Here is a 26,820-nt window from a genome sequence, read left to right on the forward strand (position 1 = left end):
TCACCTATAAGAGTGGCTTCCTTCTTGCTGAAAAAAGTATCACTGCATAGTTTTTAGAAATCCCTTTACTATTGTATCAAACTTTTCCGGTTGTTCCACATGAATTGCATGGCCAGCACCATGAATTTTGACAAATTTCGCATCAGACACGCATTTTTCGATGTTTTTTAATATGCGGAAGAACTTTTCATCATATTCTCCGTTCATTAAAAGAACAGGTATTTTTAAGTTTTTCAGCTCATCCCACCATGAAGGCTGAGCCCCAGTTCCCATACCGCGCAAGCTATTTGCGAGCCCTTTTGGGTTGTTAGCAAGTCGTTCTTTTCGCACCGCTTCTTGTACGTTTTTTGCTAAACGTTTTTGCGTTTCAAAAAGCGGAATATTTTCCCACATGGATACAAAAATTTCTATGCCTTCTCGCTCAATTTTATCGGCAAGTCGATCATCTTTTTCACGACGTTCTTTTCTATCCGCTTCGTCTTCGAGCCCAGCTGTACAATTTTCTAATAAAAGAGAGTGTACATAATCTGGATATAGACATGCCATCGTAATCGACAGTCTTCCTCCCATTGAGTAACCAAGTATATGTGCTTTTTCAATATGAAGGTAATCTAGTAGTTCTTTCATTTGCAATGCCACATTTCGGATATCATAATGCGCAACATCTTCAGGACTCTCCGTCTTTCCGTGCCCAACAAGATCCACTACAATAACTTGAAACTGCTCACTCCATGAAGAGATAAAAGAACGCCACGTTTCCATGCTTCCCGTAAAACCATGAAGAAGTAGAAGTGGTTCCCCGCTTCCGACTACTTCATATTCATACGATACACCTTGCAGCGTTACGTTCATTTTGATTCACCTTGCAACGATGTAGTAATTACGTCCTGTGTTTTTGCCCATAACGTACGGTGCAATGTTAAGTTTTCATCACGATTCGTACAAATTTCCACAACGTGTAAACCTTCTGTCGTCGTTCCTTTTCGAACTTCTTCTCGGAATTGCTCCCAACCATTTACACGGCTAAATGAACCGCCGTACATTTTGACAACGTGCTCATAATCAAGTCCAATTGGTGTTCCAAATAATGATTCAAAATGTTCCTTTTTCTCATACTGTGGTAAGAATGAGAAAATACCCCCACCATCATTATTTACAACGACAATTGTTATATTTAATTCATGTAATTTCGCTGCTAACAGTCCATTTAAATCGTGATAAAATGATAAATCACCAATCACTAATACAAGTGGGTCGCAAATAACGCTTGCTCCTAGAGCTGTCGAAATGATTCCATCAATACCATTTACACCACGGTTTGCCATCACATGGATGTTTTTATCCGATGTGAAGAAGAATGAATCTGTATCACGAATTGGCATACTATTGCTCGCAAATAACGTTGCGTCTTCTGGTAATACGCGCACAATATCTGTAATAACCTTTCCTTCAAATGCAGTTTCATATGCTTCCATTTCGCGAAGCGTTTCCTTCGTTTTTTCGTTTATATGTTGCCACATTAGGGACCAATCATTCTTTTTCATAACTGGCATTTTTTCTATTAATGTCTTGCAGAATTCAATGTCACTTGCTTGCACAACTTCTGTCGCAACAAGAGCTGGATCTCTCCATTGTCCTGATTCATCGACAACGATATGAACTGCTTTCGTTTGTTTTTTTATGAACTGCGTTAATGATTTAGAAACAGGCATACCACCAAAGCGAATTAAAACGTCCGGTTTCCATGTTTCTTTTAACTGTTCATTTCGTAAAAATGTATCATAACAGTCAATTACCATCGTTTTATCGTGGTGTCCGCTACGAATATTAGAAAGTGGGTCTGCTAATATAGGATAGCCAGTTTTTTCAGCTAGTTGCGTTGCAAACATTGCAATTTCTGCATGACTATCATCTCCACAAATAATAAGCCCCTTTTCCATATGTGAAAGGCGCCCTACAAGAGAATCTACATATTCACTCGGCATCACCGCGTTTCCTTGCTGAACTACTCCTGTATATTCACTACGTCCTTTATCCCATAAGCTTTCTAGTGAGAAATCAGGGATAAGTGGCTCGCGAACTGGAAAATTAAGATGAACAGGACCCTGCGGCGCTAAACAAGCATTTGCTACTATACGCTGCGTCGTCATACGAGCGTAATGATACATCGCTTCACTTGCTTCTGGCAGTGCCATCTCTGTAAATTGTTTCACAAAAGTACCGTATAAATTAAATTGATTCATTGCTTGTGGTGCACCCACATCTCTTAATTCATGCGGTCTATCCGCTGTTAAGACGATAAGTGGGATCCTTGAATGAAAAGCTTCACATACAGCTGGATAATAGTTCGCTGCTGCTGTTCCTGACGTACATAATAATGCTACTGGGCGTTTTTTTGCTTTCGCAATACCGAGCGCGAAAAACCCTGCTGATCTTTCATCTACATGTAAATATGTGTTCATTCCTTCGTGTTGTTCCATTAGTAAAGCAATCGGCGTTGACCGTGAGCCTGGACTAATGACAACATCACATACATCTAGACGCGTCAGTTCATCCACGAACGCGCCTAAATAATATGATAATGCTTCTATATGATTGTTCATTTCATTAATTCCTCCAAAGCACCAAGCATCGGTCTAAACTTCAAACTTGTTTCTTCATATTCAAGCTGCGGGATTGAATCAATTACAATACCACAACCGGCAAATAAGGATGCTTTCTCGCCGTTTAATAATCCGCAGCGCAGTGCAACCGCAAATTCACCATTTCCTTCATCATCTATCCAGCCAATCGGTGCACCATACAACCCTCTGTCTAACAATTCAACATCACGGATCAGTTTCATCGCTTCCAAACGAGGTGTCCCGCCAAGAGCTGGTGTTGGATGTAATTCTTCTACCATTGTTAAAAGACTCGCATCGCCTTTTGCTTCTACAGGCGTATATAAGTGAATTAAGTTTTTCGTTGTTAATAAACCTGGGCTTTCCGGAATATTAACGTATTCGCAATGTTCATTTAGTACCGAGCGGATCATGTTAACAACATACCCATGTTCAGCTAAATTCTTTTCATCATGAAGAAGCGCATTACTATTTCGCTTACTTTCTTCTATAGAATGACCATGACCGATTGAACCCGCAAGACACATCGATGTAAATTTCTCATCTTCTTTGCGAATTAATCTCTCAGGCGTCGCTCCTAAGAAGCATGCTCCTTTATAATCAAAAGAAAATACGTAACAATCCGGTTGACCAATGCGAAGTGCTTCTAAAACAAGAGCAGAATCAATCGACTGATTCATCTCTACTTTTAGTTCCCTCGCCAATACAACCTTCTGCACGTTACCCTGCTTCATCTCATCTTGTACTTTTTCAATTGCTTTCATCCAGCCTTTCGGATCCACTTCTACTTTAGAAATAACAGCTAATTTTGATCCGTTTAGCGCACATTTACTCTCTCCCAAAATCTTCTCTTCTAAAGAAATCATTTCGTTAGAAAGAGTTTCTGCACAATCTGTTGCTGAAACAAATGTATTCATCGTTAACCATGCTTTTTCATTTTTTACAGTTAATAAAAATGCTGGTAGTGAAAATGTCGTATCTTTAAACTCTTTCCATAGGTCCGTTTTCTCTTTTTCTGGATCAAAGGAAAAACCACCAAATAAAAGCGGACCCGTTCCAAATTCATATTCATCTCTTTGGACAAATGCAATCTCTTTTACTTTCTCCCACTCCTCGCGAGCGGTTTGAAAGCGCTTATGAGAAGAATTTGCTATAGTGAAAACAGAGCCAATTCCTGCAAATATTACATGCTGAGCCGGGTCTGCAAAATAACATCTATTTTCGAATGAAATCCTTTTTCCTGCTGCATAGAACAGAAGCGGATCCACCCAGTCTATTTGTTTTACAAAACTAACCAATGTTTTTTCGTTAGTTGCACGCTTGATAGCTGCAATAAGAACTTCTTGCAAGCCTTTTTGTTTCGTTTGAATCACAATTGTCTCCCCCCTATGGGCGAAAAATAGTCATAATTACGCTTGATTTTAAGATACACCTCAAACGAAAGGCCTGTCAACGTTTAGCATTTCTGAGAAATTCACCTTCTCTTCCTAGAAAATAAACGTTGACACTAAATGATGCTTTTTCTACACTTAGTTGTGTACAATATGTGACCAAAGGAGGATTCAACATGGAAATGAACGTCAAAACGAATTCCTCTCCTACGGCGCCAAAGCCAAGTAAGCAAACCGGCTGGCGCATCTGGTGGAGTTTACTACGTCCCCATACATTAACAGCCGCTTTCGTACCTGTTTTCATCGGAACAGCATATTCGATGCAGGTCGGAGGTATAAATCAAATACATCTTCCTCTTTTCCTTATGATGCTTCTTGCTTGTCTTCTCATTCAAGCAGCAACAAACATGTTTAATGAATACTTTGATTATAAAAGAGGACTCGATCACGAAGGTTCAGTTGGTATCGGCGGCGCTATCGTTCGCGATGGCATTCAGCCAAAAACAGTGCTTAACTTAGCATTTGGATTTTTCGGCATCGCAATACTATTAGGTGTTTATATTTGTATAAATTCTAGCTGGTGGCTTGCTGCAATCGGTCTTGTTTGTATGGCCGTTGCTTACCTTTATACAGGTGGCCCACTTCCAATTGCATATACACCATTTGGAGAGTTGACAGCCGGATTATTTATGGGTGTCATTATTATTGGGATTTCATTCTTTATTCAAACTGGAACTGTAACATCAGAAGTCATTTTACTATCTATTCCAAGCTCCATTTTAATTGGTGCCATTTTACTAGCCAATAATATTCGTGACTTGGATGGCGATAAAGAAAACGGTCGTAAAACGTTAGCAATTCTCGTTGGACGCGAGCGAGCGGTTGGTGTACTTGCTTCGATGTTCATTGTTTCCTACATTTGGACAATTGCTTTAATTATCGTGGGCATCGTATCACCATGGATGCTTATCGTATTTTTAAGTGCGCCGAAAGCATTTAAAGCGACGAAAGGCTTTATCGGCAAAAGCATTCCGATGGAAATGGTACCTGCGATGATTGCAACAGCAAAAACAAATACAATCTTCGGTTTCCTAATGGGAATCGGATTATTACTTGGATACTTTCTATAAAAGGAGCTGCTTATGCGGCTCCTTTTTCATATCTAAAATTCATCTCATAATTCCTACTCTCAACGCTCATACTATGTAAAGAAACTGAATTGTAGGAAGGTGGACGACTATGTTAACTCCACAACAAGTAGGTCAATTTAAATCCATTTTAGAAAAACAAAAACAAGAACTAGAGCAAACGATACAAACTCATGAAAATACAGATCGTGCTTCTGAACGTGACTCAGTAGGAGAACTGTCTAGCTATGACAACCATCCAGGTGATATGGCTACAGAGCTATATGAACGGGAAAAAGACTTCGGGCTTATTGAACTTTGGCATAAACAGCTTGAGGACACGAAACATGCCTTGCAAAAAATAGAAGCGGGTACGTACGGCATTTGCGAAGTGTCTGGCGAAGAGATTCCATTTGAAAGATTGGAAGCAATGCCGACTGCTACAACATGCATCCAGCACGCGACAAATAAGTTAAATATGAATACACGACCAGTTGAAGAAGAAGTGTTGTCTCCTTCTTTCCACAAGCATGATGAGGACAATTCTGTTGAGTACGATGCGGAAGATGCGTGGCAAGATGTCGCAAATTACGGAACATCTGAAACGCCGTCTGATTTAGAAAGACAAGATTCAAAAAACTATAATGGCATGTATGTAAATAGTGAAGAAAACGTAGGCTACGTGGAGGATTTTGAAAACTTTATCGGTACGGATATGTACGGGAAAAACCCACAAGTTTTCGCTACAGAAGAGCATGAAGAATATGAACAAATGCTTGATGATTTTGAAGAACGTACCTTCAAAGGTGAATTATCTTCAAATGAATCTAGTTCCAAAGAATAAAAAAAGCATTCCGAAAATCGGAATGCTTTTTATCGCTAGCTAATTAGTTTTTTGTAACGTTAGCAGCTTGTGGTCCACGGTTACCTTCAACGATTTCGAAAGAAACTTCTTGACCTTCTTCTAAAGTTTTGAATCCGTCACCTTGGATAGCTGAGAAGTGAACGAATACATCGTCTCCACCTTCAACTTCGATGAAACCGAAACCTTTTTCGCTGTTGAACCATTTAACTTTACCTGTTTGCATGTCATGTACCTCCTAAATAAAAATGAAACTATGAATCCACATGAAAAGGTGGATATAAAGGACATGAATGTATAACAAGCTTACAGCCTTTAATTCAACGTGCTTTATTTCCGTACCACATTATGTAGCTCAATAGTGATTTCACTATATCACGCTATATCCAAAACGTCAAATGAGAACACTTTCATTCCACCATTTTTTTATAATTTTAATATAATGTTGAATTTCCATATTCATATATTATCCCGCCATTTGTGGACAGCTTGATTGGCGGGAGCTGATAATCAGTTTTGGCTGGTTCCACTTTATTTGAAAATTAACAAAACTAAAGTATTCTAATCCTATTAAATTCTGTACAATATAAGTATCTATTACATACGAGGTGAAAAAAATGAGAGCACACGAAATTGAGTATAAGTTATATGGCGATGATATGCAGTTTGTTGAAATTGAGTTAGATCCAGAAGAGAGCGTGATCGCAGAAGCTGGCGCAATGATGATGATGGAAGATTACATAGAAATGGAAACAATCTTCGGTGATGGTTCTGGCCCATCTGGAGGTTTATTCGGAAAATTAATGGGCGCTGGTAAACGTCTCGTTACAGGCGAAAGTATGTTTATGACTGTATTTACAAATACAGGTCACGGCAAGCGCCACGTCTCATTTGCTGCTCCTTATCCTGGTAAAATTATTCCTGTAGATTTAACAGAGTATCAAGGAAAAGTAGTTTGTCAAAAAGATGCCTTTCTTTGTGCCGCAAAAGGTGTTTCCATCGGAATTGAATTTACGAAAAAAATAGGAACTGGTTTCTTCGGTGGTGAAGGTTTCATCATGCAGAAACTTGAAGGTGATGGCCTTGCTTTCATGCACGCAGGTGGAACTGTATATAAACGTGAATTAAAACCTGGTGAGAAACTTCGCATTGATACAGGTTGTCTCGTTGCTATGACAAAAGACATTAACTATGATGTCGAGTTCGTTGGTAAAGTAAAAACAGCTCTATTTGGCGGCGAGGGTTTATTCTTCGCAACATTAGAAGGTCCTGGAACAGTTTGGATTCAGTCCTTAACACTTAGCCGCTTAGCAGCACGCCTTACAAGCCCAGCAGCGCAAAGTACTGGCGAAGGTAGTGTATTAGGTGGACTTGGTCGTTTATTAGATGGGAAAGAGTAAACTGTGCCCTTATGTAGGCATGGCCATCAACTAATAAAATAATAAAATTAAAACACCCTTACTTGCAGTAATGCAGTGAAAGGGTGTTTTAATTTACGTCTACAAACGAGAAAAAGCAGTTAAAATAAAGTAATAAGGTTTACTTCAGGAAAATAAGGTATATTATATTTGTTGAATAGATTCTCTTTAGAGACAAGAAAAGTAGGTGAACAAAGTGGGAAAATATCAATTGGATTCCAAAAGTCAGGTAGCTGTGGCAAAGTTCCATGAAAAACAGAAACCTGCCAAATTTGATAAAAAGCAACAACTTGAAAAATTGCGTACGGAGTATTTGAAAAAGAAGCAAAAACAAACAGATAAATAATACGTTTTGTTTTTCAAATTTTTCTGTATATAGTGTAAACAAACACAAGAAAATAGGTAAGTTATTCATCGTTCAAATATATACAGGCTATTTTTTCAAACCTCTTACTTATGCAACTAACGCATGCGTCAGTTCATTAAGAATAACTAAAAAGTCGATTCCTTGAGATGAAAAAGAGTAAACAGTGCCCTTATCAGGCACTGTTTTATTTTGACGTTATAATTTCCTCCACTGATTTAGATAAGCGATACAAGCTATTCCCCACCTCCAAAAGAATGAATCAAGTTCCTCACTGCATATATTAAACTATACTTTTTCTTAAGGAGGGCTTCCTTAATGCGTACTCCTTTATCCTTTGATAAAGACACTGCCATACTGTTAGCTTCTTGTTGTGAGTTAACGTATGAACAATATAAACAAAATGGCATTTTCGAAATACCAGATGGTTTTCAATATGTACAAGGGTTTCAAGGAAAGGCCATTCAAACAACAGAATGGTTCGGATTTATATTAGAATCTGAGGATACAATTATTGTTGCCTTCAGAGGCACTCAAACAGATCCAGATTGGATTATTGATTCTCTCGTCAATCAAAAACCTTATCCTTATGCTTTAAATGGCGGAAATGTCCATAACGGTTTTCTCTCTATTTATGAGTCTTGTCGTGATTCTATTATGGATATGCTCGTATCATTGCCAGCACATAAAAAACTGCTAGCTACTGGGCATAGTCTAGGTGGCGCGCTTGCCACATTACACATATTAGATGCACGTATAAATACTGCCTTCGCACAGTATGGACTTTATACATTCGCTTCTCCAAAAGTAGGAGATATCGCTTTTCGAAATTATTATAAACTACAAGTAGCTAGTAGCTTTCGTTTCGTCAACTTGTTCGATGTCGTCCCACTTCTCCCTCCCCGAAACATAAATTTTAATGATCATGATTGGGAGTATGCACACGTCCATCACAACATGACATTTACAAAAAACACAAAATCCATTACAAATAATCATTCCATTACAACATACAAAACATGTCTGACTTCTCATTTTTAACCAGTAAACAATTGGAAATAAAATATTCGTATACTATAATAATGTATGAAGTTATTTTTGGATGAGGGGACCTTACATGTTAAAATTTATCTTCGCACTTTTTCTTATTGTAATTTTTACGGTTACAGGTTTCTTTACATTTTCATACTTTGCGACAGGAGAGTATGATGGGGCAGGTATCATATATACCACTGTTCCATTTCTTTCTTAAGCAAAATAAATAAAACGAGCTTAATTTTATTAAGCTCGTTTTATTTATTAATATCCATTTTTGTTGGTAAATCGATAATATATCTCCCAATATAGCAACCTCTTTAAAACTGTTTAACTGCATTACCGATACCCCAAATTTCATTACTGTACTGCAAAATCGTTCGATCGCTCGCAAAATGACCAGACTGTGCAATATTTAAAATAGACATTTCTAGCCACTTCGTTCGGTTCTCATAAGCTCTACCAACAGCTTCTTGTCTTTCAGCATACGGACCAAAATCTCGCAGAACGAAATATTCATCGTTTTGAATAACGAGAGAATCGTAAATCGCTTCAAATTCAGCTCCCGATTGTGCAAAGAAACCATTTGTTAATTGATCAACTACTTTTTTAATGTGCCTATTGTGGTGATAATAATCACTTGCACGATACCCACCATTTTGATAGTAATGAAGAACCTCTTCGGCTGTTAAACCGAAAATAAAACAGTTATCCTCACCGACCCGGTCTTTTATTTCAACGTTAGCACCGTCTAGCGTTCCGAGTGTAATCGCACCATTCATCATAAATTTCATATTACCTGTTCCCGATGCTTCTTTACTCGCCGTTGAAATTTGTTCACTTACATCCGCTGCTGGGAATATATCTTCAGCTAAAGAAACTCGATAGTTTTCTAGAAAGATAACTTTCATATATTGACTGACATACGGGTCATTATTTACTTTTCTTGCGAGTTCATTTATTAATTTAATAATTTTTTTCGCGTAATAATAGCCAGGTGATGCTTTCGCTCCAAAAATAAAAGTACGCGGATAAAATGTAAAACTAGCATCCTCTTTCAAACGGTTATACAAATATAAAATATGAAGAACATTTAATAATTGTCGTTTATAAGCATGTAATCTTTTCACTTGCACATCAAAAATAGAATTTGGATCAATGGTAATCCCCATTGTATTATGAATACGCTCCGCTAAAATCTCTTTACGCTCTTGTTTTACCTCTGCAAATTTCTCTTGGAAACTCGCATCATATTGAACTAATTGTAGCTCTTGAAGCTTAATCGGTTCTTTCTTCCACTCCGTTCCAATCGCCTCTGAAATGAGATTTGTTAACTGTGGATTTGCTTTCATAAGCCAGCGCCTATGAGCAATTCCATTCGTCTTATTATTAAACTTATCTGGATAAAATTCATAAAACAATCGCATTTCCCGCTGCTTTAATATTTCCGTATGAATTTTTGCTACACCGTTTACGCTATGGCTACCGACAATCGCTAAATGAGCCATTTTCACAAGGTCATGTGCAATAATCGCCATTGCTTCAATACGATCCCACTCATACGGATACTGTTCCCACAGTTCATGACAGAAACGTTCATTAATCTCTTCAATAATCATATAAATTCTCGGTAATAACGGTTTAAAAATGTGAATTGGCCACTTTTCGAGCGCTTCTGATAACGTCGTATGATTCGTATAAGAAATCGTCTGCGTCGTTATGTGCCAAGCTTCTTCCCATGCTAACTTTTCTTCGTCTAGTAAAATACGCATCAGTTCCGGAATTGCTAAAACCGGATGTGTATCGTTAATGTGGATCGCAATTTTTTCATGTAGTTGACGAAGGTCACCATATCTTTCTCTATGCATTCGAACGATATTTTGCAAACTTGCTGATACGAGGAAATACTGTTGTTTTAAACGAAGTATTTTTCCCTCATCATGCGTATCATCTGGATATAAAAACTCCGATACAGCCTCTGTTTCACGCTTATATTTCAAAATATCTTTGCAGTTTTGCGGGAAAGGAACTGGTTCAGCATTCCAAAGTCTAAGTGTATTTACAGTACTCGTCTCATAGCCAACTACCGGCACATCATATGGCACGGCCATAATGACTTCTGCATTTGTATGCCTAAAATCTAAACGCCCGTCAATTTCTAGCGGTTCAACACTGCCGAAATAACTTACTTCTACAGCTTGATCATACCTTCTTACTTCCCATACGTTTTCATGAAGAAGCCACTGTTCTGGAAATTCAACTTGATAACCATCAACAATTTTCTGATCAAACAAACCATGTTTATAACGAATTCCACAGCCGTGTCCTGGTAAGTTTAAAGATGCGAGTGAATCGAGAAAACAGGCTGCTAAGCGTCCAAGCCCACCATTACCAAGGCCTGCATCTGCTTCCACTTCTTCTAACTCTTGTAATGAAATCCCTAGTTCAGATAACCCCTGCTCGCATACATTTCGAATACCTAAATTCAAGATGTTACTTCCAAGCAAACGTCCAAGCAAAAACTCAATAGACAAGTAATACATTTGCTTTTGCTCTCCGGATCGATAACTCTCGTTCGTTGCAATCCATTGACTATTCATATACTCACGTACCATATGGCCGAGTGTATTATATTGATCACGAGTTGTAGAATCTTTAAAACTTTTACCATACATCGTCTCTAACTTTTCTAGAAAAGTTGATTTAAAACTTTCAACATGAGTAAACATTTTTTCACCACCTACATGTTATTCCATGAGACTTTTATACAATTCCTTATAAGCAAGAGCCGATTGCTCCCAGCTATAATCTTCAGTCATCGCTTGTTTTACAAGCTGCTCCCACACTGGTTTATCATGATAGAATTCAATTGCACGATGAATCGTATGCAGCATGTCATGTGCATTAAAATTCGTGAAACTGAAACCATTTCCTTCTCCAGTTTCTTCATCATAAGAATGTACCGTGTCGTTTAACCCACCTGTTTCTCTTACAATTGGAATCGTACCGTATGCTAATGCGATAAGTTGTCCAAGTCCACACGGTTCAAACAGCGATGGCATTAAAAACAAATCGCTTCCCGCATACACTTGGTGAGCTAATTCTTCATTAAATCCGATATAAACTTTTACCTTCTCCGGATACTCATATGCCATCCACTCAAAGAATTGCTCATATTCCGAATCACCTGAACCTAAAATAATACATTGTACATCTTCTTCCATTATTTCGCGGAATACAGTACGTACTAAATCAAGACCTTTTTGCTTCGTTAATCTCGTTACCATTGAAATAATTGGTGTATCCTCTTTTTCTGGCAAATCAAAATAACGCTGCAAGGCGCGTTTATTTTCACTCTTTTCATATAATGACTCTGCATCATACTGGGCCTTAATATACGAATCCGTTTCTGGATTATATACGCTCGTATCAATACCATTTACAATGCCGCTAAGCTTATCATTATATTTTCGCAGTAATCCATCTAACTTCTCACCGAAAAATTCATATTGAATTTCTTCTTTATACGTCGGGCTCACCGCTGTAATTTGATCCGAAGCAATAATACCGCCTTTCATAAAGTTTACGTTTCCATAAAACTCTAGCTGCTCACTATGAAAATATTCATCACCAAGCTCTAACAAGTCGTACATCACTTCAGGAGGAAATACACCTTGGAACTGCAAGTTATGAATCGTATATACCGTTTTAATACGCTCATATAACGGGTTATCTTGATACTTTTCACGAAGTAAGAAATTAACCATAGCCGTATGCCAATCATGGCTATGAAGAACATCCACTTCAAAATCAAGGTGCGGAATACACTCTAACACTGCTTTTGAGAAATAAGAAAAACGCTCTCCGTCATCGTAATGACCATACAGAGAATCTCTCTTAAAATAATATTCATTATCTATTAAGTAATACGTAATTCCGTCTTGCTCACCTTTTAAAATTCCACAATATTGATTTCTCCACCCAAGAGGGACGTTAATTACTTTATGTAACGTACATCCATCTCTTAACTTTTGCGGAATGAGACTATAATTCGGAAGTATAATACGAACGTCCACTCCTAATTTTTTTAGCTCTTTTGGGAGCGCACCCGCTACATCAGCTAATCCTCCCGATTTCACAAACGGTACACATTCTGATACTGCAAATAAAATATTCACTTGTTGTCCCACTGCGCGAAAAGTTTTTATTACTCCTCTTGCAGCTTCCTCCCTTCGAGTTTTCATTTAAATTAAAACTTTAATCAGTGGAGGAAAAAGCCCCCACTGATTCTTTAGGAATAACTATTAATCGTACTGTTTTGTACGCTTCCTTTTTCTACAACATACGGCTCATCGGCGCTTCCTTTTAATACGACACCGTCGCCAATTTTCACGTCTTTATCAATAATAACACCGTCTATTATACAGTTATCTCCAATTTGGCTCTTTTGCATAATAATACTGTTACGAATAATTGAACCTTTTCCAATTTTAACCGAACGGGAAACAACACTGTTTTCGACTTCCCCTTCAATAATACTGCCATTTGCAATCATTGTATTTTTCACGACTGCACCCTTTAAATAACGAGTTGGTGGCTCATCTTTTACTTTCGTAAAGATCGGTGCTTCTTTCTTAAATAATTGCTTCCAAATAGCAGGTTGCAAAATTTCTAAGCTATGTTTATAGTAACTTTCAATCGAGTCAATAATTGCTACATATCCAGTATGTTCATATGTAGCAATGTGTAATGATTTCCCGCGCTTTTCTCTCACTACATCAAATAAACTGTATTGTTCCACACCTTTATATGACTCAAATAAGTCTAACAATAATTGTTTCTTTAACACGTATGTTTGAAGCGAAACCCCTTCATGGCAAACTTCTGTAATATCAGCTGCCATATGTATATGTCGCTCTAACACCGCTTGAAAATTTAATGCTGTTACGAGATGGCTATTCGTAATAACAACGTACTCTTCTCTGCTTCTTAGAAAATAATCAATATGTCTTCTAAAGTGTGCAAAAGACCCAAATTCATCTTGGTCACATTGGCAGTTTGGCGGGAATAAAAATAGTCCGTCTCGTTTTCTATCTAAATCCCACTGTTTTCCTGAACCAACATGGTCCATTAACGAACGATTTTTATGGCTTGTAAAAACTGCCACACTATGAATACTAGAATTCACCATATTTGAAAGCATGAAATCAATGAGTCGATAACGGCCCCCAAACGGTAACGCCGCTAGTGAACGATGCCCTGTTACTTTCTTTAAGGAAGGAAAACTTCCCGTTGCATTAATAATTCCTAACATTTTTTCTCCCATTCATTTCATCCCCCTTTTCTATTTCCCTTCAGCAATTAATACTACATCGTCAACATTCTTTTCTGGACGAATGATTGTTCCATCTTCGATAACCATTTCTGATCCAACAATCGCTCTTTCAATCACAACATTTTTACCAATCTTAGCCCCTGGCATAACGACAGAATCAATCACCATACTTCCTTCTTCCACCGTCACTCCTTGGAATAACACAGAATGCTTCACGTCCCCTTCAATGACGCATCCTTCGTTAATAAGCGATTCTTCTACTTTCGCCTTTTCAGCAATATATTGAGGCGGTTCGTTTGGATTGACAGAGTAAATACGCCAATTACGATCGTTTAAATTCAGTGATGTTTCATCGCGAAGCAAATCCATATTCGCTTCCCATAAGCTCTTCACCGTTCCAACATCTTTCCAATATCCTTCAAACGGATACGCCATTAACTTCTTCCCTTCATCCAATAAAAGCGGAAGTACGTCTTTTCCGAAATCGTTACTAGATTCAGGGTTTCTTGCATCCATCTCTAAATACTCTTTCAAAATTGACCAATTAAAAATATAGATTCCCATTGATGCAAGATTACTTCTTGGAAATTGTGGTTTCTCTTCAAACTCAACAATCTCCATTTCTTCATTTGTATTCATAATGCCAAAGCGACTCGCTTCATCCCAAGGTACTTCAATAACAGAAATGGATACGTCCGATTCTTTCTCAATATGGTAATCTAGCATCTTACTGTAATCCATTTTATAAATATGGTCGCCTGATAAAATAAGAACATACTCTGGTTCATATTGACTTAAATAGTTTAAGTTTTGATAAATGGCACTTGCCGTACCTGTGTACCACTTCACACCTGAAGACTCCGCATAAGGAGGTAATACTGTGACTCCACCGCTTACTCGGTCTAAATCCCATGCATTGCCGATTCCGATATAATTATGAAGTTCTAGTGGTTGATATTGCGTTAAAATCCCAACCGTTTCAATACCAGAATTTGCGCAGTTACTTAGCGTAAAATCAATAATGCGATATTTACCACCAAATGGAACAGCTGGCTTGGCTAAATTTTTTGTTAATGCACTTAATCGACTACCTTTTCCCCCTGCTAGTAACATTGCTACGCACTTTTGTTTTTGAGCCATCTTGTTTTTTGCTCCCCTTTCTCGTCTTCACTGGTCGTAATATGGATACGCCAAATGGTGGAATTGTAATCTCTACATGTGCTGCTTGATTATGGTACGGTTCTAGAATCGTCTTAAGACGTTTCTTATTCACTTGCCCCGAACCGCCATATTGCTGTGCATCACTGTTTAAAATCTCGTTATAATACTCGAAATCTGGTACACCTACTTTATAGTTTTCATATGTAGCTTTCGTAAAATTACATACGATAACTAACGCATCCTCTTGTTTATCCCCTTGGCGGATAAACGAGAAAATACTTTGCTCGTTATTATTAGCATCAATCCACTGAAAACCTTCAGGCGAATGATCAAGCTGCCAAAGTGGTTTTGAGCGCTTATACAATGCTATGAGCTCTTTAAAGTAATCATGCATATAACGATGCATTTCAAAATCATGTAAATTCCAATCTAAATCTTCAAGGTCTTTCCACTCATCAAACTGTCCGAATTCCCCTCCCATGAAAAGTAATTTCTTTCCTGGGTGAGTAAAGAAATATCCATATAATAAACGAAGCTGAGCAAACTTATCCCAGTAATCACCTGGCATTTTATTTAATAACGACTTTTTCCCATGAACGACTTCATCATGAGAAAGCGGTAATATGAAGTTTTCAGAGTACGCATATAGCAAAGAAAACGTCATTTTCTCATGAATGTGTTTCCTATATTCAGGCGCACACTCCATATATTTCAGCACGTCATTCATCCAGCCCATGTTCCATTTGTAATTGAATCCAAGCCCACCTTCATACGTTGGAGTTGTTACAAGTGGCCAAGCTGTTGAATCTTCTGCCGTCATAAGAAAATCTTCATCCTCTGCAAACACTGCTTCATTTAACTCTCTTAAAAATGAAACAGCATGCTCATTACTTTGCTCTTGTCCTTCTTTATTCCAGTACAACATGTTCGCAACTGCATCAACTCTGAAACCATCAATATGGAAATATCTCATCCAAAATAACGCATTTGAAATTAAGAAATTACGTACCTCTCTCTTTCCTAAATCAAAATTGACAGTTCCCCATACTGGATTTTCTTGTACATCTTTATCTTTATATTCATAGGTCGGTGTACCATCAAACAAATATAAACCGTGAGCATCTTTACAAAAATGCCCCGGCACCCAATCTAAAATGACACCGATTCCATATTTATGACATTCGTCGACAAAATGCATTAAATCATGCGGCGTACCAAATCTACTCGTCGCTGCATAATATCCCGTTCCTTGGTATCCCCAAGAACGATCATATGGATGCTCAACAAGCGGCATAATTTCAATATGTGTAAATTGATGTTCCACCACATACGGGATGAGCTCTTCAACCATTTCCCTGTAAGAGTACAGCGTTCCATCTTCTTTCTTTTTCCAAGAACCAAAATGTAATTCATAAACTGTCATCGCTTCTTTATAAATCGATTTTTTCTTTTTCTTACGATTCCAGTTTTTATCATTCCATTCATATCCTTTTATATCAAAAACTACAGATGCCGTATTCGGTCTTACTTCTGCATATACAGCATACGGATCTGCCTTTAAAATGACGTCACCAGCCAATGTTTCAATCGCATATTTATATATTTCTCCTTCTTCAATATGCGGTATAAATAAGGACCAAATGCCTTCTTCTGTCACTTGTAGCATCTTATGTTGCTCATAATCCCACTCATTAAAATCCCCAACAACACTCATTGCTTTCGCATGAGGAGCCCACACTGTAAATCGTACCCCTTGAATCTCATCTTCCGTCACAACATGCGCGCCAAAGATGTTATAACTTTCATAGTACTTTTCTGTATGAAACTCATCTCGTTTCACTTCTTCACAATTTATTACATTCAATATGCTCACCTCACTTAGATGACAGAATTTTTTATACTTTAACTATTTCTGCGAAAAACTGCAATATCCTTGTTAATTTATAAAAAACATTCGTTTTTTTCTTAAAAATGTTAGTTTTTCTTCACATTTCCGTGTAAAATATCGAATTTTGACGAATATTCATTGTAAACGCTTCATTCTACTTCTATATTTCCTCCTATTATTTTTTTCTCAACCTTTATTTTATTAGGTTTATACTATTTTTCATGCTATTTTCCACTCAAAATCAAAACAAAATAATCTGTAATAAAAAAATGTTTCTCAACATTTTTTGTCATATTTTTATTGAAACGCGAAATTCATAAGCATATACTTGTTCTCAATAAAGAACTATGATCTTTCGTAACTATAATTCATAGCGGACTACTATGTTTACTTATTTATCCTTGTTGCGAACGGTTGCTATACAAATTTAACTAGGAGGCTTTCTTATGTCATTAAAACAAAAAGTAGGAATGGGAATTATCACCGCTTCACTTGGCTTATCCCTTACATTCGGCGGTGTATTCGCCTATTTCAGTGATTCAGAAACATCAAGTAACTCATTTCAAGCTGGAACACTAGATCTTTCTATTAATCCAAGTGTAATCGTTAATGTGAAAGATTTAAAACCAGGTGATTTTATTGAAAGGAACTTCAAGCTTGAAAATAAAGGTACATTGGATATCGCAAAAGTAGCACTTGAAACATCATATGAAGTTACAGATGCAAAGCAAAATAATGACGGTGAAGATTTAGGTGATCACATTATCGTCAAGTTTCTAGTAAATGATGGACAGCCATCTAATCCAAACGATGATCATGAGATTGTGTGGGAAACAAAACTATCACAATTAAAAACTATGAAACCTGAAGATGTCGCTACGTCTCTAGAACGTCATAACTTAATAGATGGTATTAAATCTGGTGAAACAGATTACTTACACGTCCTCTTCTCATTTGAAGATAACGACCGAGATCAAAATAAATTTCAAGGTGATTCCCTGCAGCTAAACTGGACATTCCATGCTGAGCAAACAGCTGGCGTGGAGAAATAATTTTTAAAAATATAAATTACCGGAGGCCTATACATGAAAAAGAAAAATCGTTTTGTTACCGGAATTGTAACAGCTGGCGTTTTGTTTTCAACTGCTATTCCGTTCAATGTACTTGCTGAAAGTCCTATTAACCAAATTGAATCTTCAAATGCTCATTCTATATTATCTAAGCTTTCTAAAGAACAACGCCTGGCATTACAAACGGTAGATGCCAACCCTGGTTTTACAATTTCACCAGATATTAATACGAGTAGTTCTGAGCCTGTAAATATCATCGTAGAATTTCAAACTGCTCCAGTAAAGATTAATGAATTAAAACAAAAAGAAAAAGGATTACAGTCTGCTCCTGAAAATATAAAAGCACGTATTGATCAAGAACATGAAGAATTCGAAAAAGGACTAAAACGTCTTTATCAATTCAGCCCATCAGTAAAATCAGGAAACTTCCAGTCTGTACAAATTAAACGTTCTTATAAGCATGCGATAAATGGTGTTGCGATGACATTACCAGCAAATACAGTAGAAGAATTGTTACGAATTGGCGTTGTAAAACGTATTTGGAAAGATTACGAAGTGAAATTAAATTTACCAAAACAAGCTGAGCAAAAAGCGCCTCAAAAACTAACAGATAGCATCCCGCAAATTGGAGTAGATAAGTTACATAGTGAGGGCATTACCGGAAAAGGAATTAAAGTTGGTGTATTAGATACAGGTATTGATTACAATCATCCTGACTTAAAAGACGTATATAAAGGCTATCGCGCGAAACCTGGTGAGGACTCTAGCAAAGTAGACCCAAACTCAGTAAAGGGTTGGGACTTTATTAATAATGATGCAGATCCAATGGAAACTACTTATTCAGAATGGCAACAATCTGGTGCTCCTGAATTTGATAACCGTGGTTCTTCCTTCTACACAGCCCACGGCACTCACGTAGCAGGTATCGTTTCTGCTCAAAAGAAGAACCAATCTGATTCAGCAGTAAAAGGTGTTGCACCTGACATTGAACTGTATAACTATCGTGTACTCGGTCCATACGGAAGTGGAGATAGTTCAGGTATTATCGCTGCAATTGATAAATCCATTTCTGACGGTATGAACGTTATTAACTTATCGTTAGGTGATGATAGCAACAATCCACTCGATCCAACATCTATCGCTGTTAATAATGCAATGCTTTCAGGCGTTGTTACAGTCGTTGCTGCTGGTAACTCTGGACCAAATCCATCAACACTCGGATCACCAGGTGCTTCACCATTTGCAATTACGGTTGGAGCAAGTGATAGCTCTATTTCCTTACCGAAACTATCAGGTCATGCTGGACAATTACAATTTCCTAACCTAATTCTATTCGGCAAAAACTTCACTGATAAAATAGAAGATTTCAAGGGACAAACTTTACCTATTGAATATGTAGGAATTGGTACGCCTGACGAGTTTAGTAAAAAAGATGTAAAAGGAAAAATCGCTCTCGTTGCACGCGGTACACTGTCATTTGATGAAAAAATTGCTAATGCAAAACAAGCAGGTGCAAAAGCCGTTATTATTTATAACAATGTGGATGGAGAAATTCCTTTCTACGTTGGCGAAAGTACAAAATACATTCCAGCATTCCGCCTAACGAAAGAAGAAGGTGAAAAACTAAAAGCTCAAATCGAACAAGGTAGCACCTCCTTAACTCTCGATGAAATTAATTACATTCAAACAGAAGGCGATCATCTTGCAGACTTTAGCTCACGCGGTCCTGTTACAGCAAATGATGATATTAAGCCTGATATTACAGCGCCTGGTGTCGCTATCCTTTCAACAGTTCCTGAATATATTAACGACCCGCAAGAGGGTGAAAACTACGCTGTTTCCTATGAGCGTATGCAAGGAACATCTATGGCTTCTCCTCATATCGCTGGCGTTGCTGCTCTAATTTTACAAGAACACCCAGACTACTCTCCGTTCGATGTAAAAGCGTCTCTTATGAACACAGCTAATGATTTAAAAGAAAAATATTCCGTATATGAAGTTGGAGCTGGGCGAGTAGATGCTTACAACGCCGTTCGTACAGAAACAAGCTTTAAAGTATTAGATACGACACAAACTGTTGTAAATGATGAAGTAATTGAAGTACCCGAAGAAACTGGATCTATTGCATTCGGTAAGTTTTATCAAAAAGACGGTGAAGCTCTTGAACAAAAACGAAATATAAAAGTAACTAATCATAATAAACAAGAGAAAAAAGAATTTAAAACAGAAATTTCTTATACACCAGCATCGTCTACTATTAACGATGCTGTCGCAAACGTTGTAAAAATCTCTGCTCCAGAAACAATTACTCTTGATGCTGGCAAAACAGGTGAAATTGAAGCAAAAATTAATGTTCCAGCCGGTGTGAAACAAGGCCGATATGAAGGGTACATTCATATTACGAACACAAAAAATAAAGAAGAAACATATCAAATCCCATTCTCTATTCGTGTATCAGAGCCTGGTATTGAAAATGCAATACTATCAAGAAAAGCAATTTCAACTGATACATCTAAATTCAATCCATACGGTGAATCGTATGTTCACGGAGCATTCCAATTAAACAGCGAACTTGAAACGTTAGATCTTATCGTAAAAGATTCCAAAACAAATAAAGCTCTTGGCTTCATTGGAACATTAAACACGAGTGGCCTAAAAACTGATGTGTATTACTACTTAGATTCATTCTTTAATGGAAAAGTGTATCCTTTTACAAATGATCCTGCAAAACCAATCGGTGATGAGAAAATCAACTTACCAGAAGGAGACTACACAATTGAGTTTGTCGGTTATGATAAGGCTGGGAAAGCACGTGTAAAAGGTGATTATGTTGTAATTGATAATACACCACCAGAAGTGAAATTAACTGGATTAAAACCTGGTATTTACGAGTTAAATGAAGAAAATTATACAGTAGAAGATGGCAAAAAAGCATTATGGATTAAAGGAAATGTATACGATTCAAACGTTGATTACTTAAAAGGAAAAGGATTAAACATTACGCAAGAAGCGAATGGCGTTATGTACTATGACTATTCTCCATACTTGCATAAGTTTTTACCGATTAATGCAAATGGCGACTTTAAAGTTGGCATTACACCTGACTCCTTCAGAACGGAAGGTCCAATGAACACAGGCGTATATATTTTCGATTATGCAACTGCAGGTCCTGACTATCCAAACGGTGTAAATAACTACTGGTTTATCCCGCAAGGTGCTCAATATGCAAAAACTAGTTACGATAAAAAAGAATTATATAAAAATGACGAGTTCACAGTAACACTAAACGCGAAACACGTAAAACAATTTGTTGCTGGGCAATTTAATGTAAACTTCCTAGAGAAGAACTTCAAATTTGCAAATGCGAAATTTAATCCTGCTTTTGAAAAGCTACTTTCCCAAAAAGGGGTAACCGCAAAAGTAAATGAACCGAAACTAGAGGCAGGCTCTGTTACAGTTGGCGGAGCTATCGATGATAAAAATTTTGCTGGATTAGATGGTGATTTCCCGTTCATTGATGTAACTTTCAAAGTAGAAAATGATGAGTTTTATGAAGCAAACGCTCAATTAGAATCACCAATTTTTGTTTACTGGAAACAAGGTGAATCAGAACCAAATAGAATGCGTGTACTTCAAGATCAAACATTCTCAGTTATGTCCTTAAACTCATTAGTAGAAGGAAATATTAAACCTGGTGCATTCTTAAATGAACGCGGATATTTAGATGAAAAGTTCGATTATACAAAGCTTGACGTAAAAGTATATGCGACTGATTCTTACCGTCATAAGTTTGAAGGCTCACTAGATAAATACGGATACTTCAAACTAAATGGACTTCCAGTTAATAAACGCGACTATAACTTATATGTAGAGGTGCCAGGACATTTAACAAGCCGCCTAACAACGAAACTTGGTACTGAAAAAGACGGTAAGTTGCTTGGCCAATATTATTATGCAAGACCTGACGAAAACCTTGCCGGCGATGTAAATGGTGATAAAGTAATCGATATTAAAGATGCTGAAATCATTGCTAGCAACTATGGTAAAAAAGGACTAACTGTAAAAGACGGAGATCTTAATAAAGATGGTATTGTCGACGAAAAAGATATTCGCTTCGTTGAAAAGAACTTCTTGAAAAAAGGGCCAGATGCATCTAAATCACAAACACCTATAGAAAAATCAAAAAGCGGTACACTGGCAGATATTTTAAAGAAATTAGGATTAACGCCTAAAAAATAATAAAGTGAAACTTTAATCAATTGAGGTTTTACTGCCCGGCAAATAGCGGAATAATAAAGAGCACTCTACGTAAAATAGAGTGCTCTTTTTCTATAAACGACCCTTATCCAGCAAAAGGGGTATATTGGGGATATACAAGGGAAACCGGAAAAGGAATTTATATTAAATTATATAAGTTCAGAGGTAAGAAGCAGTTTCCCACCTCTGAACTATTTAGCAATTATTATAGTACTGGTGCCATTGTTTCTTTTAATACTTTTACAGAATGAGCGAACTTCGCTTTTTCATCTTCATTTAGCTCAAGTTCTACGATTTCACGTACACCTTCGCGGTTAATTACAGCTGGAACACCTACGTAAGCATCTTTCTCGCCGTATTGACCTTCAAGGTATGCAGATACAGTTAATACGCTGTTCTCGTTGTTTAAGATTGCTTTAGTTACACGAAGTAGTGACATACCGATTCCGTAGTAAGTTGCACCTTTACGCTCGATGATATGGTAAGCTGCATCACGTACGTTTTCGAAGATTTTGTCTAAGTCTTCTTGTTTGTACTGTTCGTTGTTAGCTAAGATTGTTTCTAATTTTTGTACACCGATAGTAGCGTGGCTCCATACTGGAAGTTCAGTGTCACCGTGTTCACCAACGATGTAAGCATGAACGTTACGTGGATCTACATCTAAGTAGTCACCTAACATGTAACGGAAACGAGCAGAGTCTAAAGTAGTACCAGAACCGATTACGCGCTCTTTCGGTAAACCAGATTCTTTCCAAGTTACGTAAGTTAAAATATCAACTGGGTTAGTTGCGATTAAGAAGATTCCATCGAATCCGCTATCCATAATGCCTCGAACGATTTGTTTAAAGATCTTTGTATTTTTCTCAACTAAGTCTAAACGAGTTTCACCTGGCTTTTGTGGTAACCCAGCAGTGATAACAACTAAATCTGCATCTTTACAATCTGCATAGCTACCGCTCCAAACTTTTGTTGGTGATGGAGAGAATGGTACCGCATGGCTTAAGTCCATTGCTTCCCCTTCTGCTTTTGCTTCATTAACATCTACTAATACGAATTCTTCAGCTACACCTTGGTTGATCATTGAGTAAGCGTAACTACAACCTACAGCTCCTGTTCCTACTAATACTACACGATTGATACCTTTTTTCATGGTAATTTCCCCTCTCTATTGTTCACATATATTTTTTTATGATTGTTTAAGTAATTAATTAAAATACTAATTTAATGTTGTTTAACTTCTTTACATTCATATTGTAGCACGTATTATTGTGAATTACTTCACAAATTATGACCTATTTGTGAACTTTTTCACATAGAGTGTAAAGTTATTGGAATAGGTGTGGAATCCATTTCAATGGAGGCGTTTTCTTTAGATTGTGAAAGGGATTTTCTTGTGTTTTTTGTCGGTAAGTGAAATTACACCGGCGATTTTTAGAATATATCGACCGTAACTCAAATTATATCAGCGATTATTAAAATTTATCGATCGTAACTCAAATTATATCAGCGATTTTTGCAATATATCGACTTACCGACAAAACTCGACAATACTGACAACATAAAAAAACTGTCTTCAGTAGATCACAGCTATTGAGAGAAAGCAACTTCTTCTATATATTATTTATTTTCCACAGTAGCTCCCAGATGCATTTTTCATCGGTTTCTCCAAGTGTAGGAGGCTACAGCCATACAGCTGGGGTAAAAGTTCAAGTTGAAGTTAATTCCTTCATATTCATACAGGTCCAAATAATTAACATGATTGTATTTACGGCTCTCTATGTACCCAACTGCAACAGCGAATACTTCATATTTCTTCTATTGCATAAAAAAGCAGACTATCCAAAGTCCATTTTTATACAACAAAAAAGAGATAGCAGATTATGCTATCTCTTTTAGTATGACCCGTACGGGATTCGAACCCGTGTTACCGCCGTGAAAGGGCGGTGTCTTAACCACTTGACCAACGGGCCAGTTCTGGCAGAGAAGAAGGGATTCGAACCCTCGCACCGCGTTCGCGATCTACTCCCTTAGCAGGGGAGCCCCTTGAGCCACTTGGGTACTTCTCTATAAATATGGCTCCGCAGGTAGGACTCGAACCTACGACCGATCGGTTAACAGCCGATAGCTCTACCACTGAGCTACTGCGGAACAATTATGGTGGGCCTAAATGGACTCGAACCATCGACCTCACGCTTATCAGGCGTGCGCTCTAACCAGCTGAGCTATAGGCCCATAATTGAAAAGCGGGTGAAGAGAATCGAACTCTCGACCAGAGCTTGGAAGGCTCTTGTTTTACCACTAAACTACACCCGCATTAAATTGTAAATGGTGAGCCATGAAGGACTCGAACCTTCGACCCTCTGATTAAAAGTCAGATGCTCTACCAACTGAGCTAATGGCTCATTTTGAAAGTGGTGCCGACTAGAGGACTTGAACCCCCAACCTACTGATTACAAGTCAGTTGCTCTACCAATTGAGCTAAGTCGGCTTGCGACTTCAAAATGGTGGCTCGGGACGGAATCGAACCGCCGACACGAGGATTTTCAGTCCTCTGCTCTACCGACTGAGCTACCGAGCCTTTATGTAAAAATGGCGGTCCCGACCGGGGTCGAACCGGCGATCTCCTGCGTGACAGGCAGGCATGTTAACCACTACACCACGGGACCATTTGGTTGCGGGGACAGGATTTGAACCTGCGACCTTCGGGTTATGAGCCCGACGAGCTACCGTGCTGCTCCACCCCGCGATGATAAAATATTTACTTTAGAAAAAATGGAGGAGGTAGAGGGATTCGAACCCCCGCGCGACTCTCGCCGCCTGTCGGTTTTCAAGACCGATCCCTTCAGCCGAACTTGGGTATACCTCCGAGATATATACGTCTAATGGTGGACCTTGTAGGACTCGAACCTACGACCGGACGGTTATGAGCCGTCTGCTCTAACCAGCTGAGCTAAAGGTCCTTTATGGTAGCGGCGGAGGGGATCGAACCCCCGACCTCACGGGTATGAACCGTACGCTCTAGCCAGCTGAGCTACACCGCCATAAATGATATTAATATAAGTGGAGCCTAGCGGGATCGAACCGCTGACCTCCTGCGTGCAAGGCAGGCGCTCTCCCAGCTGAGCTAAGGCCCCATGTTTTTTAGGGATATCGGGAAGACAGGATTTGAACCTGCGACCCCCTGGTCCCAAACCAGGTGCTCTACCAAGCTGAGCCACTTCCCGTTAATAAAAGCGCGCCCGAGAGGAGTCGAACCCCTAACCTCTTGATCCGTAGTCAAACGCTCTATCCAATTGAGCTACGGGCGCATATGGTGCCGAGGGCGGGGGTCGAACCCGCACGGTGGTCACCCACCGCAGGATTTTAAGTCCTGTGCGTCTGCCTGTTCCGCCACCCCGGCATGTCATATTGAAAATTGGAGCGGAAGACGGGATTCGAACCCGCGACCCCAACCTTGGCAAGGTTGTATTCTACCACTGAACTACTTCCGCAAGACATGTATGAGTTATTTAATTAAAAGTGCGGGTGAAGGGAGTCGAACCCCCACGCCAAAGGCGCCAGATCCTAAGTCTGGTGCGTCTGCCAATTCCGCCACACCCGCATATTAATTTATTTAAGAAAAATGGGGCGACTGATGGGAATCGAACCCACGAATGCCGGAGCCACAATCCGGTGCGTTAACCACTTCGCCACAACCGCCATGATTTCTGGTGCCGACTAGAGGACTTGAACCCCCAACCTACTGATTACAAGTCAGTTGCTCTACCAATTGAGCTAAGTCGGCTAAATGGTGGAGGATGACGGGATCGAACCGCCGACCCCCTGCTTGTAAGGCAGGTGCTCTCCCAGCTGAGCTAATCCTCCATTTGCCTGGCAACGTCCTACTCTCACAGGGACAAGGTCCCAACTACCATCGGCGCTAGAGAGCTTAACTTCCGTGTTCGGTATGGGAACGGGTGTGACCTCTCTGCCATCATTACCAGACTGTATTCATTTAAGACAAGAATCATTTTAACTCATTTGACATCGAAAGTCAACAAGTTTTTTATATTCTTTCAAAACTAGATAACATTTGCTACATATTATATGGTTAAGTCCTCGATCTATTAGTATTCGTCAGCTCCACATGTCACCATGCTTCCACCTCGAACCTATCAACCTGATCATCTTTCAGGGATCTTACTAGCTTACGCTATGGGAAATCTCATCTTGAGGGGGGCTTCATGCTTAGATGCTTTCAGCACTTATCCCTTCCGCACATAGCTACCCAGCTATGCCCTTGGCAGAACAA

18 protein-coding genes, 22 tRNA genes and 2 rRNA genes (1 of these 42 only partly in view) are annotated in these 26,820 nt (G+C 38.5%); 8 read left to right on the forward strand and 34 right to left on the reverse strand.

Annotated features, from left to right (window positions below):
- Positions 1-39 precede the first annotated feature (39 nt).
- From menH to V7S45_RS24070, 3 genes are read right to left on the reverse strand one after another with little or no spacing between them, the layout of a single operon-like run.
- Positions 40-852: a 2-succinyl-6-hydroxy-2,4-cyclohexadiene-1-carboxylate synthase gene (menH, locus tag V7S45_RS24060; protein WP_025686770.1), complete on the reverse strand. Its 813-nt coding sequence runs from the start codon at positions 850-852 to the stop codon at positions 40-42.
- The gene (gene menD / locus V7S45_RS24065) at positions 849-2,603 is read right to left on the reverse strand and encodes a 2-succinyl-5-enolpyruvyl-6-hydroxy-3-cyclohexene-1-carboxylic-acid synthase (RefSeq protein WP_088344288.1); all 1,755 of its coding nucleotides are present in this window, start codon (positions 2,601-2,603) and stop codon (positions 849-851) included. Before menD ends, menH begins: the two co-directional genes overlap by 4 nt.
- Entirely contained in the window at positions 2,600-3,994 is a 1,395-nt protein-coding gene (locus tag V7S45_RS24070; RefSeq protein WP_342761524.1) for an isochorismate synthase, read from the reverse strand. Before V7S45_RS24070 ends, menD begins: the two co-directional genes overlap by 4 nt.
- Before the next feature lie 194 nt (positions 3,995-4,188).
- On the opposite strand from V7S45_RS24070, the gene V7S45_RS24075 reads away from it, so the two are divergent.
- Together V7S45_RS24075 and V7S45_RS24080 are read left to right on the forward strand one after the other, a co-directional pair.
- A complete protein-coding gene (locus tag V7S45_RS24075; protein WP_000425766.1) occupies positions 4,189-5,142 on the forward strand; it encodes a 1,4-dihydroxy-2-naphthoate polyprenyltransferase in 954 nt (317 codons plus the stop codon).
- A gap of 109 nt (positions 5,143-5,251) precedes the next feature.
- Entirely contained in the window at positions 5,252-5,983 is a 732-nt protein-coding gene (locus tag V7S45_RS24080) for a yteA family sporulation protein (protein ID WP_000957396.1), read from the forward strand.
- Positions 5,984-6,026: 43 nt separating this feature from the next.
- Here the strand turns inward: V7S45_RS24080 and cspD are convergent, their stop codons facing one another.
- Positions 6,027-6,227, reverse strand: a complete 201-nt coding sequence (gene cspD / locus V7S45_RS24085; RefSeq protein WP_001193054.1) for a cold-shock protein CspD — start codon at positions 6,225-6,227, stop codon at positions 6,027-6,029.
- Between the two features lie 391 nt (positions 6,228-6,618).
- On the opposite strand from cspD, the gene V7S45_RS24090 reads away from it, so the two are divergent.
- From V7S45_RS24090 to V7S45_RS24105, 4 genes are all read left to right on the forward strand, one after another.
- Complete coding sequence (locus V7S45_RS24090) at positions 6,619-7,401, forward strand: TIGR00266 family protein (RefSeq protein ID WP_001201257.1); 783 nt, start codon at positions 6,619-6,621, stop codon at positions 7,399-7,401.
- Between the two features lie 214 nt (positions 7,402-7,615).
- Entirely contained in the window at positions 7,616-7,765 is a 150-nt protein-coding gene (locus V7S45_RS24095; RefSeq protein ID WP_000521639.1) for a hypothetical protein, read from the forward strand.
- A 336-nt stretch (positions 7,766-8,101) separates the two neighbouring features.
- Positions 8,102-8,824 carry a lipase family protein gene (locus tag V7S45_RS24100; RefSeq protein ID WP_001260111.1) on the forward strand — a complete coding sequence of 241 codons (723 nt, stop codon included), beginning with the start codon at positions 8,102-8,104 and terminating at the stop codon, positions 8,822-8,824.
- 76 nt (positions 8,825-8,900) lie between these two features.
- Positions 8,901-9,035: a hypothetical protein gene (locus V7S45_RS24105; RefSeq protein ID WP_000911075.1), complete on the forward strand. Its 135-nt coding sequence runs from the start codon at positions 8,901-8,903 to the stop codon at positions 9,033-9,035.
- 103 nt (positions 9,036-9,138) lie between these two features.
- Here V7S45_RS24105 and glgP read toward each other — a convergent pair whose 3' ends face one another.
- The 5 genes from glgP to glgB all read right to left on the reverse strand — a co-directional run bounded on the left by glgP (position 9,139) and on the right by glgB (position 17,178).
- On the reverse strand, positions 9,139-11,547 hold the full coding sequence (gene glgP, locus V7S45_RS24110) for a glycogen phosphorylase (RefSeq protein ID WP_342761525.1): 2,409 nt from the start codon (positions 11,545-11,547) through the stop codon (positions 9,139-9,141).
- A gap of 18 nt (positions 11,548-11,565) precedes the next feature.
- Positions 11,566-12,996: a glycogen synthase GlgA gene (glgA, locus tag V7S45_RS24115; RefSeq protein WP_342761526.1), complete on the reverse strand. Its 1,431-nt coding sequence runs from the start codon at positions 12,994-12,996 to the stop codon at positions 11,566-11,568.
- A gap of 113 nt (positions 12,997-13,109) precedes the next feature.
- Complete coding sequence (gene glgD, locus V7S45_RS24120) at positions 13,110-14,144, reverse strand: glucose-1-phosphate adenylyltransferase subunit GlgD (RefSeq protein ID WP_342761527.1); 1,035 nt, start codon at positions 14,142-14,144, stop codon at positions 13,110-13,112.
- Positions 14,145-14,162: 18 nt separating this feature from the next.
- The gene (glgC, locus tag V7S45_RS24125; protein ID WP_000057619.1) at positions 14,163-15,293 is read right to left on the reverse strand and encodes a glucose-1-phosphate adenylyltransferase; all 1,131 of its coding nucleotides are present in this window, start codon (positions 15,291-15,293) and stop codon (positions 14,163-14,165) included.
- On the reverse strand, positions 15,241-17,178 hold the full coding sequence (glgB, locus tag V7S45_RS24130; protein WP_001100880.1) for a 1,4-alpha-glucan branching protein GlgB: 1,938 nt from the start codon (positions 17,176-17,178) through the stop codon (positions 15,241-15,243). Before glgB ends, glgC begins: the two co-directional genes overlap by 53 nt.
- A gap of 470 nt (positions 17,179-17,648) precedes the next feature.
- Here glgB and V7S45_RS24135 point away from each other — a divergent pair, with 470 nt between their 5' ends.
- Positions 17,649-18,254, forward strand: a complete 606-nt coding sequence (locus V7S45_RS24135; protein ID WP_000053927.1) for a CalY family protein — start codon at positions 17,649-17,651, stop codon at positions 18,252-18,254.
- Positions 18,255-18,287: 33 nt separating this feature from the next.
- Entirely contained in the window at positions 18,288-22,511 is a 4,224-nt protein-coding gene (locus V7S45_RS24140) for a S8 family serine peptidase (protein WP_025686777.1), read from the forward strand.
- A 223-nt stretch (positions 22,512-22,734) separates the two neighbouring features.
- On the opposite strand, the gene V7S45_RS24145 is transcribed toward V7S45_RS24140, so the two are convergent.
- The 25 genes from V7S45_RS24145 to V7S45_RS24265 form a co-directional block, all read right to left on the reverse strand.
- Positions 22,735-23,679 (reverse strand): L-lactate dehydrogenase, encoded by a 945-nt coding sequence (locus tag V7S45_RS24145; protein WP_000715338.1) that lies wholly within the window; start codon positions 23,677-23,679, stop codon positions 22,735-22,737.
- A gap of 748 nt (positions 23,680-24,427) precedes the next feature.
- A tRNA-Glu gene (locus V7S45_RS24150) sits at positions 24,428-24,499 on the reverse strand.
- Positions 24,500-24,504: 5 nt separating this feature from the next.
- Positions 24,505-24,595, reverse strand: a tRNA-Ser gene (locus V7S45_RS24155).
- Positions 24,596-24,602: 7 nt separating this feature from the next.
- Positions 24,603-24,677, reverse strand: a tRNA-Asn gene (locus V7S45_RS24160).
- A gap of 7 nt (positions 24,678-24,684) precedes the next feature.
- Positions 24,685-24,761 (reverse strand) — tRNA-Ile (locus V7S45_RS24165).
- Between the two features lie 10 nt (positions 24,762-24,771).
- Positions 24,772-24,842 (reverse strand) — tRNA-Gly (locus V7S45_RS24170).
- Positions 24,843-24,855: 13 nt separating this feature from the next.
- Positions 24,856-24,931 (reverse strand) — tRNA-Lys (locus V7S45_RS24175).
- Positions 24,932-24,941: 10 nt separating this feature from the next.
- Positions 24,942-25,017: transfer RNA gene (locus V7S45_RS24180), tRNA-Thr, on the reverse strand.
- Positions 25,018-25,031: 14 nt separating this feature from the next.
- Positions 25,032-25,107 (reverse strand) — tRNA-Phe (locus V7S45_RS24185).
- Positions 25,108-25,119: 12 nt separating this feature from the next.
- Positions 25,120-25,195, reverse strand: a tRNA-Asp gene (locus V7S45_RS24190).
- Between the two features lie 3 nt (positions 25,196-25,198).
- Positions 25,199-25,275 (reverse strand) — tRNA-Met (locus V7S45_RS24195).
- A gap of 27 nt (positions 25,276-25,302) precedes the next feature.
- Positions 25,303-25,395: transfer RNA gene (locus V7S45_RS24200), tRNA-Ser, on the reverse strand.
- A gap of 17 nt (positions 25,396-25,412) precedes the next feature.
- Positions 25,413-25,489: transfer RNA gene (locus V7S45_RS24205), tRNA-Ile, on the reverse strand.
- 4 nt (positions 25,490-25,493) lie between these two features.
- A tRNA-Met gene (locus V7S45_RS24210) sits at positions 25,494-25,570 on the reverse strand.
- A gap of 20 nt (positions 25,571-25,590) precedes the next feature.
- A tRNA-Ala gene (locus tag V7S45_RS24215) sits at positions 25,591-25,663 on the reverse strand.
- A gap of 16 nt (positions 25,664-25,679) precedes the next feature.
- Positions 25,680-25,753 (reverse strand) — tRNA-Pro (locus tag V7S45_RS24220).
- A 10-nt stretch (positions 25,754-25,763) separates the two neighbouring features.
- Positions 25,764-25,837, reverse strand: a tRNA-Arg gene (locus V7S45_RS24225).
- A 3-nt stretch (positions 25,838-25,840) separates the two neighbouring features.
- Positions 25,841-25,929: transfer RNA gene (locus tag V7S45_RS24230), tRNA-Leu, on the reverse strand.
- Positions 25,930-25,945: 16 nt separating this feature from the next.
- Positions 25,946-26,020: transfer RNA gene (locus V7S45_RS24235), tRNA-Gly, on the reverse strand.
- 29 nt (positions 26,021-26,049) lie between these two features.
- A tRNA-Leu gene (locus V7S45_RS24240) sits at positions 26,050-26,130 on the reverse strand.
- Positions 26,131-26,152: 22 nt separating this feature from the next.
- Positions 26,153-26,228 (reverse strand) — tRNA-His (locus V7S45_RS24245).
- Positions 26,229-26,237: 9 nt separating this feature from the next.
- Positions 26,238-26,313, reverse strand: a tRNA-Thr gene (locus tag V7S45_RS24250).
- A gap of 4 nt (positions 26,314-26,317) precedes the next feature.
- Positions 26,318-26,393: transfer RNA gene (locus tag V7S45_RS24255), tRNA-Val, on the reverse strand.
- 4 nt (positions 26,394-26,397) lie between these two features.
- A 5S ribosomal RNA gene (gene rrf / locus V7S45_RS24260) occupies positions 26,398-26,513 on the reverse strand.
- A 102-nt stretch (positions 26,514-26,615) separates the two neighbouring features.
- Positions 26,616-26,820: ribosomal RNA gene (locus V7S45_RS24265) — 23S ribosomal RNA — on the reverse strand (it continues 2,717 nt past the right edge of the window).

Source organism: Bacillus sp. BR3(2024), assembly GCF_039134555.1.
Lineage (GTDB): Bacteria > Bacillota > Bacilli > Bacillales > Bacillaceae_G > Bacillus_A > Bacillus_A cereus.

Bases quoted from the DNA above. Each gene is read 5' to 3' on its own strand.
- V7S45_RS24135 (WP_000053927.1), top strand. From the start codon at position 17,649: ATGTCATTAAAACAAAAAGTAGGAATGGGAATTATCACCGCTTCACTT.
- menH (WP_025686770.1), bottom strand. From the start codon at position 852: ATGAACGTAACGCTGCAAGGTGTATCGTATGAATATGAAGTAGTCGGA.
- cspD (WP_001193054.1), bottom strand. From the start codon at position 6,227: ATGCAAACAGGTAAAGTTAAATGGTTCAACAGCGAAAAAGGTTTCGGT.
- V7S45_RS24105 (WP_000911075.1), top strand. From the start codon at position 8,901: ATGTTAAAATTTATCTTCGCACTTTTTCTTATTGTAATTTTTACGGTT.
- V7S45_RS24080 (WP_000957396.1), top strand. From the start codon at position 5,252: ATGTTAACTCCACAACAAGTAGGTCAATTTAAATCCATTTTAGAAAAA.
- V7S45_RS24100 (WP_001260111.1), top strand. From the start codon at position 8,102: ATGCGTACTCCTTTATCCTTTGATAAAGACACTGCCATACTGTTAGCT.
- glgD (WP_342761527.1), bottom strand. From the start codon at position 14,144: ATGGGAGAAAAAATGTTAGGAATTATTAATGCAACGGGAAGTTTTCCT.
- menD (WP_088344288.1), bottom strand. From the start codon at position 2,603: ATGAACAATCATATAGAAGCATTATCATATTATTTAGGCGCGTTCGTG.
- glgC (WP_000057619.1), bottom strand. From the start codon at position 15,293: ATGGCTCAAAAACAAAAGTGCGTAGCAATGTTACTAGCAGGGGGAAAA.
- V7S45_RS24145 (WP_000715338.1), bottom strand. From the start codon at position 23,679: ATGAAAAAAGGTATCAATCGTGTAGTATTAGTAGGAACAGGAGCTGTA.
- V7S45_RS24075 (WP_000425766.1), top strand. From the start codon at position 4,189: ATGGAAATGAACGTCAAAACGAATTCCTCTCCTACGGCGCCAAAGCCA.
- V7S45_RS24140 (WP_025686777.1), top strand. From the start codon at position 18,288: ATGAAAAAGAAAAATCGTTTTGTTACCGGAATTGTAACAGCTGGCGTT.
- V7S45_RS24090 (WP_001201257.1), top strand. From the start codon at position 6,619: ATGAGAGCACACGAAATTGAGTATAAGTTATATGGCGATGATATGCAG.
- glgP (WP_342761525.1), bottom strand. From the start codon at position 11,547: ATGTTTACTCATGTTGAAAGTTTTAAATCAACTTTTCTAGAAAAGTTA.